The sequence below is a fragment of the Streptomyces gilvosporeus genome (assembly GCF_002082195.1).
GTDB lineage: Bacteria > Actinomycetota > Actinomycetes > Streptomycetales > Streptomycetaceae > Streptomyces > Streptomyces gilvosporeus.
In genome coordinates, this window is the sequence record NZ_CP020569.1 from 6,919,508 (window position 1) to 6,935,025 (window position 15,518).

General features: G+C 73.3%; 1 protein-coding gene. It reads left to right on the plus strand.

All coding sequences use genetic code 11. The features are described from left to right. Window positions 1-134 precede the first annotated feature (134 nt). Window positions 135-15,476 carry a type I polyketide synthase gene (locus tag B1H19_RS30745; RefSeq protein ID WP_472573299.1) on the plus strand — a complete coding sequence of 5,114 codons (15,342 nt, stop codon included), beginning with the start codon at window positions 135-137 and terminating at the stop codon, window positions 15,474-15,476. Window positions 15,477-15,518 lie beyond the last annotated feature (42 nt).

The following is a 15,518-nucleotide window of genomic DNA, read 5'->3' on the forward strand; positions in this document are numbered from 1 at the left end:
GGTCCCACCCGCAGGTCAGGGGTGGTCAGGGGGCAGCTAGGGGTGTGCAAGATCAGGCACCCCGACAAAGCTGATCCTGACCATCCCTGACCATCCCTGACCTGACCTCTTGGGCCCTGGCCGGGTCATCCGACCTGCGGTCTTCGGACCCGCGGTCCTCTGCCTGCCGACGACGACGAGGTACATGCACCATGCAGAACGAGCAGAAGCTTCGCGACTACCTGAAGCGGGTCACGGCCGATCTGACCCAGACCCGCCGCCGCCTGCACGAAGTGGAGTCCCGGGCGGATGAGCCGATCGCGATCGTCGGTATGGCCTGCCGCTATCCGGGTGGGGTCGGCACACCGCAGGAACTGTGGCAGCTGATCCTCGGCGAGACGGACGCCATCGGTGACTTCCCCACCGACCGCGGCTGGGACCCCGCCGAGCTGTACGACCCGGACCCCGACAGCGTCGGCAAGTACTACGCCCGCGGCGGCGGATTCCTCGATGACGCGGCCGGATTCGACGCGGAGTTCTTCGGCATCTCGCCGCGGGAGGCCCTGGCGATGGACCCGCAGCAGCGGATCCTGCTCGAAACCGCCTGGGAGGCCTGCGAGCACGCCGGAATCGACCCGGCCACGCTGCGCGGGACCGCTACCGGGGTGTTCGCCGGCCTCATGTACCAGGACTACGCGTCCCGGCTGGACTCCATCCCCGGCGAGATCGAGGGATACATCGGCAACGGCAACACCTACAGTGTGGCCTCGGGCCGGATCTCCTACGTTCTCGGCCTTGAGGGGCCCGCGATCAGCGTGGACACCGCCTGCTCGTCGTCGCTGGTCACCTTGCATCTGGCGGTCCAGTCGCTGCGGCGCGGTGAGTGCACCATGGCCCTGGCCGGCGGCGCGACCGTGCTGCCCACCGCGGATATCTTCATCGAGCTGAGCCGCCAGCGCGGCCTCGCCGCAGACGGCCGCTGCAAGTCCTTCGCCGACGCGGCCGACGGGGCCGGCTTCTCCGAAGGGGCCGGAATCCTCCTGCTGGAGCGGCTGTCGGACGCCGAACGGCTGGGGCACCGGGTCCTGGCCGTCGTCCGCGGCACCGCCGTCAACCAGGACGGCGCCAGCAGCGGCCTCACCGCGCCCAACGGCCCCGCCCAGGAGCGGGTGATCCGGGCGGCGTTGGCCGATGCCCGGCTGACCACGGCGGATGTCGATGTGGTGGAGGCGCATGGCACCGGTACGACGTTGGGCGACCCGATCGAGGCGCAGGCGTTGCTGGCGACCTACGGGCAGGGCCGGTCGCCCGAACACCCGTTGTGGCTGGGGTCGTTGAAGTCCAACATCGGGCACGCCCAGGCTGCGGCGGGTGTCGGTGGTGTCATCAAGATGGTGATGGCGCTGCGGCATGGTGTGCTGCCGAAGACGTTGCATGTGGATGCGCCGTCGGCGCAGGTGGACTGGGCGTCGGGGGCGGTCGAGCTGCTGACGGAGGCGCGGGAGTGGCCGGAGACGGACCGGCCGCGCCGGGCCGGGGTGTCGTCGTTCGGCATCAGTGGGACGAATGCGCATGTGGTGTTGGAGCAGGCGCCAGAGGTTGATGAGCAGGCGTCGGTGGGTGATGAGCCGGTGGCCGGTGGTGTGGTGCCGTGGGTGGTGTCGGCTCGGTCGGGTGTGGCGTTGCGGGAGCAGGCTGCGCGGTTGGCGGAGTGGGTGAGTGAGGCGCCGGGGGCGTCTCCGGTGGATGTGGCCGCGTCGTTGGTGCGTTCGCGTTCGGTCTTTGATCACCGTGCGGTGGTGGTGGGCGAGAGCCGGGAAGCGCTCGTCGAGCAGCTTGCGGGGGTGGCCGACGGGGTCGTTGGTGGCTCCGGTGGGTCTGTTGGTGCGGGTGTGGTGTTTGTGTTCCCGGGTCAGGGGGCGCAGTGGGTGGGGATGGCGCGTGAGTTGGTGGTGCAGTCGCCGGTGTTTGCGGAGGCGTTGGCCGAGTGTGGCCGGGCGTTCGAGGGGTTGGTGGACTGGTCGTTGGATGAAGCCCTCGGAGACGAGGAGTTGCTGAGCCGGGTGGATGTGGTCCAGCCGGTGCTGTTTGCGGTGATGGTGTCGTTGGCGGCGGTGTGGCGTTCGGTGGGCGTGGAGCCGGCGGCGGTGGTGGGTCATTCGCAGGGGGAGATTGCCGCGGCATACGTGGCCGGGGCGTTGTCGTTGGAGGATGCGGCGCGGGTGGTGGTGCTGCGGTCGCAGGCGATCGCTCGCACGCTGGCCGGCCGTGGCGGGATGGTGTCGGTCGCCCTGGGTGTGGAGGCGGTCCGGGAGATCGCTGCCTGGGGCGAGTCGATATCGATCGCGGCGGTGAACGGCCCGTCGTCGGTGGTGGTCTCGGGCGAGCCGGGGGCGCTGGACCGGTTGATGGCCGCGTGTGAGGCGGAGGGTGTCCGGGCGCGTCGCATCGCGGTGGACTACGCCTCGCATTCCGCGCAGGTGGACGTCCTTCGTGACGAACTCCTGGAGGTTCTGTCGTCGATCCGGCCGCGGGAGTCGGCTGTTCCGTTGCTGTCGACGGTGACGGGTGACTGGCTGGACACCTCCACGATGGATGCGGCGTACTGGCACCGCAATCTGCGTCAGACGGTGGAGTTCGAGACGGCGACGTCGGCCCTCGCCGAGCAGGGCTTTGGCCTGTTCGTGGAGGTCAGCCCGCATCCGGTGCTGACGTTCGCGATCCAGGACGTGCCTGCTGTGGGCACCTTGCGTCGTGACGAGGGTGGTTGGGCCCGGTTCCTGACGTCGGCCGGTGAGGCGTTCGCCCATGGTGCCGACGTCGACTGGGCGGGGATCCTCCCGGCCGGGGCGGCAACCGTCGATCTGCCCACCTACCCCTTCCAACACCAGCACTACTGGCTGGAATCCGAGCAGCTGGACGAGGTGTTCGCCGACCCGGCCGACGCCCGGTTCTGGGACGCCGTGGAGCGGGAGGACCTCGACACGCTCAGCGCCGAGCTCGGGCTGACCGGCGAGGAGCAGCAGCATCTCGTCCGTTCCGTCCTGCCGGTGCTGGTGAACTGGCGGCGGGAACGCCACGACCGGGCCGCCGTCGACTCCTGGCGGTACGACGTGACGTGGCGGCGCTGGGACGAGGCCGAGCCGCTCTCGCTGGAGGGTACGTGGCTGGTGGTGGCCGAGCCCGGCGCCGGCGAGCAGGTCCGTACGGCGCTGGCCGGCTTCGGCGCCACGGTCGTGCCGGTGGACTGGCGGGCTGCCGACACCGACCGCACCGCCCTCGCCGCGCTCCTTCGCGAAGCCACCGCGGTCAACGCCACCGCAGCCGAAGTCACCGCGGTCGACGGCGCCGCAGCCGAGCACACCGACGCCGCTGTCGGCGAGATCCGGGGTGTGCTCTCCCTCCTCGGTGCCGACCACGCACCGCACCCTGACCGTCCCGCCGTGCCGTCCGGGTTGGCCGGCACGCTCACCCTGGTCCAGGCGGTCGGTGACGCCGGGATCGACGCTCCTCTGTGGATCCTCACCGATCACGCCGTCCGCGTCACCGGGACCGACCCCGCCCCGTCGCTCGCCCAGGCACAACTCTGGGGCCTGGGCCGGGTCGTCGGCCTGGAGCACGCCGCACGCTGGGGCGGGCTGATCGACCTTCCGGCCGGCAGCGACCTCGACGACCGCAGTGCCGCCCGGCTCGCCGCCGTGCTCGCGGCCGGCGGTGACGAGGACCAGATCGCGGTGCGGGCGGACGGAGTCTGGCTCCGGCGGCTGGCGCACGCGCGGTCCGCCGCGGCGCCCGCCCGGTCGTGGACGCCGCGCGGCACGGTGCTCGTCACGGGCGGTACCGGAGCCCTCGGCGCGCAGGTCGCCCGCTGGCTCGCCGCCCACGGCGCCGAGCACCTCGTCCTCACCAGCCGCCGCGGCGAGTCCGCGCCCGGCGCCCCGGCCCTGCGCGACGAGTTGACCGCCCTCGGCAGCCGGGTCACCCTCGCGGCGTGCGATGTCGCCGACCGCGCCGCGCTCGCCGCGCTCCTCGACGGCCTCCCGACCGACGCCCCGCTGACCGCCGTGGTGCACACGGCGGGTGTCGCCGACGTCGTCGCGCTCGACGACAGCGGCCTCGCCGACCTCGCCTACGCCGCCGAGGGCAAGGTCACCGGTGCCCGGAACCTCGACGAGCTGCTGGCGGACACCCCGCTGGACGCGTTCGTCCTGTTCTCCTCCAACGCCGGCGTGTGGGGCGGCGGCGGCCAGGGCGCCTACGCCGCGGCCAACGCCGCCCTCGACGCGCTGGCCGAACAGCGCCGCGCCCGCGGGCTCACCGCCACCTCGATCGCCTGGGGACTGTGGGCGGGCGACAGCGGGCTCGCCGACCCGGGCGGCCAGGACTACGTCCGGCTGCGCGGGCTGCGCCCCATGGCCGCGACCACGGCGGTCAAGGCGCTGGTGCACGCCGTCGAGCACGACGACACCTTCGTCGCGGTCGCCGACGTCGACTGGGAGCGGTTCGCCCCGGCCTTCACCGCCACCCGCCCACGGCCGCTGATCGCCGACCTGCCCGAGGTACGCAAGCTCGCCGCCGACCCGGAGCCGTCCGGTGAGACCTCGGCGCTCGCCGCGCGGCTGCGGGACGTGGCCGAGGCCGACCGGGCGGACCTGGTGCTCGCGCTCGTACGGGAGCACGCCGCCGCCGTGCTCGGCCACCCGGACGCCTCGGCGATCGCACCGCAACGCGCCTTCCGCGACCTCGGGTTCGACTCGCTCACCGCGGTCGAGGTCCGCAACCGTCTGGGCGCGGTCACCGGCCTGCGGCTGCCGGCCACCCTGGTCTTCGACTACCCCAGCGCCGCCGACGTCGCGGAGTACCTCGTCGCGCAGGTGGCCGACGACGCGACTGTCCCGACTGCCTCGACCGCGACCGGCACCGCCGCGGTGGCCGACGAGCCGATCGCGATCGTCGCGATGGGCTGCCGCTTCCCGGGCGGCGCCGACTCCCCCGAGCAGCTGTGGGACCTCATACGGTCGGGCGTCGACACCATGGGCGGCTTCCCGGAGGACCGGGGCTGGGACCTCGACGGGATCTACCACCCCGACCCGGACCACTCCGGCACGACCTACACCCGCGAAGGCGCCTTCGTCCACGACGCCGGGGCCTTCGACCCGACCTTCTTCGGGATCTCGCCGCGTGAGGCGCTGGCGATGGACCCGCAGCAGCGACTGCTGCTCGAAGCGGCCTGGGAGACCCTGGAGCGGGCCGGGATCGATCCGGCCACGCTCCGCGGCAGCCGCACCGGTGTCTTCATCGGCGCGAGCGCCCAGGGGTACGGCGCCGAGGGCTACGAGATCCCCGAAGGCGGCGAAGGGTACTTCGTCACCGGCGGGCAGACGTCCGTCGTCTCCGGCCGGATCTCCTACACCTTCGGCTTCGAAGGCCCGGCCCTCACCATCGACACGGCGTGCTCGTCGTCACTGGTCGCGCTGCACCTTGCCGCGCAGTCCCTGCGCCAGGGCGAGTGCACCGCGGCGCTGGCCGGCGGGGTCGCCGTGATGGCGAGCCCGGGGGCGTTCGTGGAGTTCTCGCGCCAGCGGGGGATGGCTCCCGACGGCCGCTGCAAGCCGTTCGCGGCGGCGGCCGACGGCACGGGCTGGGGTGAGGGCGTCGGCCTGGTGCTGCTCGAACGCCTCTCCGACGCCCGCCGTGCGGGGCACACCGTGCTCGCCGTGCTGCGTGGTTCGGCGGTCAACTCCGACGGCGCCTCCAACGGCATCAGTGCGCCCAACGGCCCCTCGCAGCAGCGGGTGATCCGCGACGCCCTCGCCAACGCCCGGCTGACCACGGCGGATGTCGATGTGGTGGAGGCGCACGGTACGGGGACGACGCTGGGGGATCCGATCGAGGCGCAGGCGTTGCTGGCGACCTACGGTCAGGACCGGCCCGCGGACCGTCCGCTCTGGCTCGGCTCCGTCAAGTCCAACATCGGGCACACCCAGACCGCTGCCGGTGTGGCGGGTGTGATCAAGATGGTGCTGGCGATGCGGCACGGTGTGCTGCCGAAGACGCTGCATGTGGATGAGCCGTCGCCGCATGTGGACTGGTCGGCCGGCGCGGTGGAGTTGTTGACGGAGACCCGGGAGTGGCCGGAGGCGGACCGGCCGCGGCGGGCGGGGGTGTCCTCGTTCGGCGTCAGCGGCACCAATGCGCATATCGTCCTCGAACAAGGCGATCCAGTAAGCGAGTTCGCCGACGAGCCCACCGCCGACGACACCGGACTTCCGGTACCGCTGCTGCTCTCCGCCGCCTCGGACGCCGCGCTGCGCGGCCAGGCCGAGCGGCTGGCCACCTGGCTGACCGAGCGGCCCGACCTCCATCCGGCCGGGATCGGCCATGCGCTGGCGACGACCCGCACCGCCTTCGACCGGCGGACGGCCGTCGTCGCGGCCGACCGCGGCGAACTGCTCGCCGCACTGACAGCGGTGGCACAGGGCACGACCGCCGGGCCGGGGGTGATCTCCGGTACCCCGTCGGGCGGGAAGGTGGCGTTCCTGTTCGCGGGGCAGGGGAGTCAGCGAGTCGGTATGGGCCGGGAGTTGTATGACGTGTTCCCGGTGTTCCGTGCGGCGTTCGATGAGGTGTGTGCGGTGCTGGACGAGTTTGTTGAGCGTCCGGTGCGGGATGTCGTCTTCGGTGTGACGGGTGACGGCAGTGGAGTGCTGGATCGTACGGGCTTTACGCAGCCTGCGTTGTTTGCGTTCGAGGTGGCGTTGTTCCGGTTGGTGGAGTCGTGGGGTGTGCGGCCGGACTTCTTGGTGGGGCATTCGGTGGGGGAGTTGGCTGCGGCGCATGTGGCGGGGGTGTTGTCGCTGGGTGATGCGGCGGCGTTGGTTGCTGCGCGTGGTCGGTTGATGGAGGCGTTGCCTGAGGGTGGGGCGATGGTGGCGGTGGAGGCGTCGGAGGACGAGGTGCTGCCGTTGTTGGTGGGTTGTGAGGGTGAGGTGGGGGTTGCTGCGGTCAATGGTCCGCGGTCGGTGGTGGTTTCCGGTGTGGCGGAGGCTGTGCTGGGGATTGCTGACGAGTGGCGGGCGCGCGGCCGTAGAACGCGTCGGCTGACGGTGAGTCATGCGTTTCATTCGCCGTTGATGGAGCCGATGGTGGCGGAGTTCCGGGCGGTTGCGGAGCGGATCTCGTATGGCGAGGCTGCCGTTCCTGTCGTATCGAATGTGACGGGTCGGCCGGCGGTGTTCTCGGCCGGGTATTGGGTCGAGCATGTGCGTGCGGCGGTTCGTTTCGCGGACGGTATGGGGTATCTGGCGGAGCAGGGTGCGTCGATATTCCTGGAGATCGGGCCGGACGGTGTCCTGTCGGGCATGGCCCAGGACTGTGTGGATGCCGAGGACGCGGCGTTCGTCCCCGTACTGCGCGGCGACCGCCCCGAGGTGCCCGCCGCCGTCACCGCGCTCGCCCGGCTCGCCGTCCGCGGCGTACCGCTGGACTGGGACGAGGTGTTCGCCGGGCGCCCCGCGCGGCGGGTCGAGCTGCCGACCTACGCCTTCCAGCGCGAGCACTACTGGCTCGCGCCCGCGACCGCGGACGGCGATGTGACCACCGCCGGGCTCGGCGCGGCGGCGCATCCGCTGCTCGGCGCCGTGGTCGCGCTGCCCGCATCCGACGGTGTGGTGCTCACCGGCCGCCTCTCGCTGCGGAACCGGCCCTGGCTGGCGGAGCACGTCGTGCTGGACGACGTCCTGCTGCCCGGCACCGCGTTCGTCGACCTGGCGCTGCGCGCCGGCGACGAGGTCGGCTGCGACCGCCTCGACGAGCTGACCCTCGCGGCACCGCTCGTCCTTACCGGGGACGGCGGCGTCGATCTCCGCGTGGTGGTCGGCGAGGCCGGGTCGGACGGCCGACGGGAACTGACCGTTCACGCACGGCCCGCGGACGCGTTGCCGGAGGAGCCGTGGACCGCCCACGCCACCGGTCTGCTCGCGGCCGCCGAACCCGACCTCGGCGGTGACGCCGAACTCACGGCCTGGCCGCCTGCGGACGCCGAAGTTCTCGACACCACCGACCTGTACGCGGTCTCGGCCGAGCACGGGTTCCGCTACGGGCCGGTGTTCCAGGGCCTCCAGCGGGCCTGGCGGCGCGGCGACGAGGTGTTCGCCGAGGTCGCCCTGCCGGCCGACGCGCACGCGGATGCGCAGGCGTTCGGTCTGCATCCGGCGCTGCTGGACGCCGCGCTGCACGCCGTCGGGCTGGGCGGGTTCTTCACCGACGACCGGCCCCGGGTGCCGTTCGCGTGGTCCGGTGTGACCCTGCGGGCGGCCGGTGCGACGGCGCTGCGGGTGCGCCTGGCGGCCGACGGGCCGGACACGGTCGCCGTCACGGTGGCCGACGGCACCGGAGCCCCGGTGGCCTCGGTCGAGGCGCTGCGCTTCCGCGAGGTGACCGGCACCCCGGCCGCCGCCCCGGCGGCCGGTCTGCTGCATGACCTGGCATGGACCGAGGTATCGGCCGCATCGGGCGCCTCCGCGACCGTCGCCGTCCTCGGTGCGCCCACCGGCGAACTACCGGGATATCCGGGTCTGGCGGATGTGCCGGCCCCGGTCGATGCGCTGGTGCTGCCCGTGGTGGGTGACGGCGCGGATCCCGAAGCCGTGCGCGGCAAACTGGCGGCAGTACTGACACACCTTCAGGAATGGCTGGCCGACGACAGGTTCGCCGAGGCGCGTCTGGTCGTGCTCACCCGCAACGCGGTGGAGTCCGGTGGCGCACCGGTGGACCTGGCGACCGCGGCCGTCCGAGGGCTGGTCCGCTCGGCGGCCCAGGAGAACCCGGGGCGGTTCCTGCTGCTGGACTGCGACCAGGAGGTCGGCGAGATCGCTGCGGACCTGGTGGCCGCGGCGCTCACCACCGATGAGGACGAACTGGTGCTGCGTGCGGGGGAGTTCCGGGCGCCGCGGCTGGTCCGTAGGGCCGTCACCGACCGGAAGCCGTCCTTCGGTTCGGGCACGGTGGTCGTCACCGGTGGCACCGGGGCGCTGGGCGCCCTGGTCGCGCGGCATGTGGTGGCCGAGCACGGCGTGCGGGAGCTGCTGCTGCTGAGCCGCCGCGGGGCGGATGCACCCGAAGCGGCCGCGCTGGTGGCCGAGTTGGCGGAGCTGGGTGCGACGGTGTCGGTTGTGGCCTGTGACGTGGCCGACCGGGAGGCGCTGGCCGGTGTGCTGGCGGACGTCGACATCTCGGCTGTGGTGCACACGGCGGGGGTGCTGGACGACGGCGTCGTGGGCTCCCTGACCCCCGGGCGGATCGACACCGTATTGCGGCCGAAGGCGGATGCGGCCTGGCATCTGCACGAGCTGACGCGGGAGAAGGACCTCTCGGCATTCGTGCTGTTCTCGTCCGCCGCCGGTGTCTTCGGCAACCCCGGCCAGGCCAACTACGCCGCGGCCAACGCCTATCTCGATGCGCTGGCGGCGCACCGGCGGGCGGCGGGACTGCCCGCGACGTCGATCGCCTGGGGGCTGTGGGGCGCCGCGGCCAGCGCGATGACCGGCGCGCTCGCGGATGCCGACCGTTCGCGGATGGCACGTTCCGGGGCGAGCGGACTGACCGAACGGGAGGGTCTGGCGCTGTTCGACGCCGCGGTCGCCGGTGACGGTGCGCTGTCCGTCGCGCTGCGGCTGGACCTGGCGGCCCTGCGCGGCCGGACCGTACCCGCCCTCCTGCGCGCCCTCGTACGGGCCCCGAAGCGGCGGGCGGTCACCGGCGCGGGCCCGGCCGGCCCGGACTCCGGCTTCGCCGGGCGCCTCACCGCCCTGGACCCGCACGGCCGCCGGACGGCGGCGCTCGACCTCGTACGCACCCAGGTCGCCGCCGTCCTGGGCTTCGCCGGCCCGGACGCCATCGCACCGGACCGCGCGTTCCAGGACCTCGGCTTCGACTCCCTGACCGGGGTGGAGCTGCGCAACCAGCTCGGCGCCGCGGCCGGCCTGCGGCTGTCCGCCACGGTGGTCTTCGACCACCCCACGCCGCAGCGGCTCGCGGACCACCTGATCGCCGAACTGTTCAGCGGCCAGGAGCCCGCCGCACCGCCGGTACCCGCCGTGACCGCGGCCGCGGCCGACGAGCCGATCGCGATCGTCGCCATGGGCTGCCGGTACCCCGGCGGTGTGGCGTCCCCCGAGGACCTGTGGAACCTCCTCTCCGCGGGCGGCGATGCGATCTCGCCGTTCCCGGTCGACCGGGGCTGGGAACTCGACAGCCTCTTCCACCCGGACCCCGACCACCCCGGCACCTCCACCAGCAACGAGGGCGGCTTCCTGCACGGCGCCGCCGAGTTCGACCCGCAGTTCTTCGGGATCTCGCCGCGTGAGGCGCTGGCGATGGACCCGCAGCAGCGGCTGCTGCTGGAGGTCTCCTGGGAGACGCTGGAGCGGGCCGGGATCGATCCGGCCACCCTGCGCGGCGAGCAGGTCGGCGTCTTCGCCGGCGTGATGTACCACGACTACGCGACCCGGCTGCGCCACATCCCGGACGAGCTGGAGGGATTCCTCAGCACCGGCGCGTCCAGCAGCGTCGTATCGGGCCGGATCTCCTACACCTTCGGCTTCGAGGGACCCGCGGTCACGGTCGACACGGCGTGCTCGTCGTCGCTGGTCGCACTGCACCTGGCGGCGCAGGCGCTGCGCCGCGGCGAGTGCCGGATGGCGCTGGCCGGCGGGGTCACCGTCATGGCGACGCCGGACACCTTTGTGAACTTCTCCCGCCAGCGCGGCCTGGCGGCCGACGGCCGCTGCCGGTCGTTCGCCGCATCGGCGAGCGGCACCGGCTGGTCCGAGGGCATCGGTGTGCTGCTGGTGGAACGGCTCTCGGACGCCCGGCGCAACGGGCACCAGGTGCTCGCCGTCATGCGGGGATCGGCGGTGAACCAGGACGGCGCCTCGAACGGGCTGACCGCCCCGAACGGCCCCTCGCAGCAGCGGGTGATCCGCAGCGCGCTCACCGACGCCCGGCTGACCACGGCGGATGTCGATGTGGTGGAGGCGCACGGTACGGGGACGACGTTGGGGGATCCGATCGAGGCGCAGGCGTTGCTGGCGACCTATGGTAAGGACCGGCCCGCGGACCGTCCGCTCTGGCTCGGCTCCGTCAAGTCGAACCTCGGTCATACGCAGGCAGCCGCGGGTGTGGCGGGTGTGATCAAGATGGTGCTGGCGATGCGGCACGGTGTGCTGCCGAAGACGCTGCATGTGGATGAGCCGTCGGCGCATGTGGACTGGTCGGCCGGCGCGGTGGAGTTGTTGACGGAGGCGCGGGAGTGGCCGGAGGCGGGCCGGCCGCGGCGGGCGGGGGTGTCCTCGTTCGGCGTCAGCGGCACCAATGCGCATATCGTCCTCGAACAGGGCCCGGCCCCGGACCCGGCCCCCGAGCCGGACCCGGCCCCGGAGTCCGCGGGCCGGGTCGTGCCCTGGATCGTGTCGGGGCGTACCGAGGCCGCGGTCCGCGCCCAGGCCGCCCGGCTGCTCGGCCGCGCTGCCGAACTCGACCCTGCGGACGTCGCGTTGTCGCTGGCGACGACCCGGCACCGCTTCCCGTACCGCAGCACCGTGGTCGGCACCGACCGCGCGGACCTGCTGGCCGGGCTGGCCGCGGTCGCGGACGGGCGCGCCCCCGTGGTGTCCGCCACGGGCGGGAAGGTGGCGTTCCTGTTCGCGGGGCAGGGGAGTCAGCGGGTCGGTATGGGCCGGGAGTTGTATGGCGTGTTCCCGGTGTTCCGTGCGGCGTTCGATGAGGTGTGTGCGGTGCTGGACGAGTTTGTTGAGCGTCCGGTGCGGGATGTCGTCTTCGGTGTGACGGGTGACGACGGCGGAGTGCTGGATCGTACGGGCTTTACGCAGCCTGCGTTGTTTGCGTTCGAGGTGGCGTTGTTCCGGTTGGTGGAGTCGTGGGGTGTGCGGCCGGACTTCTTGGTGGGGCATTCGGTGGGGGAGTTGGCTGCGGCGCATGTGGCGGGGGTGTTGTCGCTGGGTGATGCGGCGGCGTTGGTTGCTGCGCGTGGTCGGTTGATGGAGGCGTTGCCTGAGGGTGGGGCGATGGTGGCGGTGGAGGCGTCGGAGGACGAGGTGCTGCCGTTGTTGGCGGGTTGTGAGGGTGAGGTGGGGGTTGCTGCGGTCAATGGTCCGCGGTCGGTGGTGGTTTCCGGTGTGGCGGAGGCTGTGCTGGGGATTGCTGACGAGTGGCGGGCGCGCGGCCGTAGGACGCGTCGGCTGACGGTGAGTCATGCGTTCCATTCGCCGTTGATGGAGCCGATGGTGGCGGAGTTCCGGGCGGTTGCGGAGCGGATCTCGTATGGCGAGGCTGCCGTTCCTGTCGTATCGAATGTGACGGGTCGGCCGGCGGTGTTCTCGGCCGGGTATTGGGTCGAGCATGTGCGTGCGGCGGTTCGTTTCGCGGACGGTATGGGGTATCTGGCGGAGCAGGGTGCGTCGATATTCCTGGAGATCGGGCCGGACGGTGTCCTGTCGGGCATGGCCCAGGACTGTGTGGACCCCGCAGGCGCCGTCTTCCTGCCCACCGTCCGGGCCGACCGCGACGAGGCGCTGAGCTTCACCGGCGCGCTGGCGGAGGCCCACGCCCATGGCGTCGAACTCGACTGGCCGCGGGTGCTGCCCGCCGGGGCGGCCACCGTGGACCTGCCGACGTATGCCTTCGAGCACCGGCACTTCTGGCTCTCCGACGCCCCGGGCGCCGGCGACGTGGCCGCGGCCGGCCAGAGCGCCGCCGGGCACCCGCTGATCGGTGCGGTGGTGTCCCTGCCGGACTCCGGCGGCGTCGTCCTCACCGGGCGGCTCTCGCTCGCCGCGCACCCGTGGCTCGACGGCCACGCCGTCCTGGACGACGTCCTGCTGCCCGGCACCGCGTTCGTCGACCTGGCGCTGCGCGCCGGCGACGAGGTCGGCTGCGACCGCCTCGACGAGCTGACCCTCGCGGCACCGCTCGTCCTGTCCGGCGCGGGCCGGATCGCGCTGCGCGTCGTCGTCGGCGAGCCGGACGACTCCGGCCGCCATGAGGTCACCATCCACTCCCGCGCCGACGACGCGGTCGCCGACGAGCCCTGGACGTGCCACGCCACCGGAACGCTCGGACGCGGCGCGGATTCCGGTACGGAACTGCGGCAGTGGCCGCCGGCCGAGGCCGAACGGATCGGTACCGAGGACCTGTACGCCGACCTGGAGCGGGTCGGGCTACGGTACGGGCCGGTGTTCCAGGGCCTCCAGCGGGCCTGGCGGCGCGGCAGCGAGGTGTTCGCGGAGATCGCGTTGCCGGACGGCACCGACGTCGGCGGATTCGGGCTGCATCCGGCGCTGCTGGACGCGGCGCTGCACACCGTCGGGCTGGGCGGCTTCTTCGACGACGAGTCGGCGCGGCTGCCGTTCTCCTGGTCGCAGGTGAGTCTGTACGCCACCGGTGCGACCGCGCTGCGGGTCCGGGTCGCCGGCGCCGGAGCGGATGCGGTGTCCTTGGACGTCGCGGACGGTTCGGGCGCCCCGGTCGCCTCGGTCGGCTCGCTGACGCTGCGGCCGGTCGCGGCCGGGCAGCGCGATACCGCGGCCGATGCGCTGTTCCGTCTCGACTGGCTGCCGCTGCCGGGTGAGCACCGGCAGGCCGGAAGGTGGGGCGTGCTTGCCGATGCCGGCCATGAACTGGCCGGTCTGGTGAAGGAGGCCGGCGGCACCGTGACCACCGGCGCCACGCCGGCCGACTTCGCGGTGGATGTGCCGGACGTGGTGTTGGTACCGCTCGACGGCACACCGTCCCCCGATCCCCTCGCCGACGTACGGGAAGCGACCCGGGACGCCCTCGGCCTGGTGCAGGACTGGCTCGTCGAGGAGCGGTTCGCCGCGGCGCGGCTGGTGTTCGTCACCCGGCATGCGGTGGCCGCGGGCCCCGAGGACGGTGTCGGGGACCTGGCGGGGGCGGCGGTCCGGGGCCTGGTCCGGTCCGCGGAGTCGGAGAACCCCGGGCGCTTCGGCCTCATCGACCGGGCGGGCCGGATCTCCGCGGCCACCCTGGTCGCCGCCGTCGGCTCGGCCGAGCCGGAGGTCGCCGTCCGTGACGAGGCGCTGTATGTACCGCGGCTGGCCCGCCACCGGACGCATCCGGACGGCACCGGTCCGGCGTCCGGCCTGGGGACCGGCACGGTGGTGATCACCGGTGGCACCGGCGGCCTGGGCGCCTTGGTGGCGCGGCATGCGGTGGCCGAGCACGGGGTGCGGGAGCTGCTGCTGCTGAGCCGTCGGGGCGCGGCTGCGCCCGGGGCCGCGGAACTGGTGGCCGAGCTGGAGGCTTCGGGAGCCTCGGTGTCGGTGGCGGCGTGTGATGTCGCCGACCGGGAGGCGCTGGCCGGTGTGCTGGCGGACGTCGAGGTCTCGGCCGTGGTGCACACGGCCGGGGTGCTGGACGACGGCGTCGTGGGCTCCCTGACCCCCGGGCGGATCGACGGCGTGCTGCGGCCGAAGGCGGATGCGGCCTGGCATCTGCACGAGCTGACGCGGGAGCGGAAGTTGTCGGCGTTCGTGCTGTTCTCGTCCGCCGCCGGTGTCTTCGGCGCCGCGGGCCAGGCCAACTACGCGGCGGCCAACGCCTATCTGGACGCACTGGCGGCGCACCGGCGGACGGCGGGACTCCCGGCGACCTCGATCGCCTGGGGCATGTGGGAGCGGTCCGTGGGCATGGCCGCCACGCTGAGCGAGGACGACTCGCGGCGGGCCGAACGCTCCGGTGTCGGCGCGCTGTCCGAGGCGGAGGGGCTCGCGCTGTTCGATGCGGCGCTCGGCGCGGACCGCGCCGTGGTGGTGCCGGTCCGGCTGGACCTGCCCGCCCTGCGCCGGTCGGGTGTGCTGCCGCCGCTGCTGGCCGCGCTGGTTCCCGCCCGGACCCGCCGGGTGGCCGCCGGGGCCGCGCAGGACGGCGATCTGCGGGCCCGGCTCGCGGGGCTGGACGCCGCACAGCGGCAGGCCGCGCTGCTCGATCTGGTCCGTACGGAGATCGCCGCGGTGCTCGGGTTCGCGACGACCGGCGAGATCGACCCCGGACGGGCCTTCCGCGAGCTGGGCTTCGACTCGCTGAGCGCGGTGGAACTGCGCAACCGGCTCGGTACGGCGACCGGCCTGCGGCTCGCGGCCACGCTGGTCTTCGACCACCCGAGCCCGGTCGGCCTGGCCGAGCACCTCGCCGCCGAACTCTCCGGCGGGGACGGCCCCGCGGGGGAGGGCGCCACGGCCCTCGTCGCGGAGCTGGACCGGCTCGCCGGGCGGCTGACGGCCGCTGCGCAGGACGACCGCGAGCGTGGCCGGCTGGTCGCCCGGCTTGAGGCGATGCTCGCGGGCCTGGCCGGGACCGAGGACACGCGGGACGGCGGCGACGGGATCGCCGACGTCCTCCAGGACGCGGACGACGAGGAGATGTTCGACCTCCTCGGCAAGGAATTCGGCATCTCATGAGGCCCGTTGTGCCGCGCGCCGCGATGCCCGGCGCGTACCTGC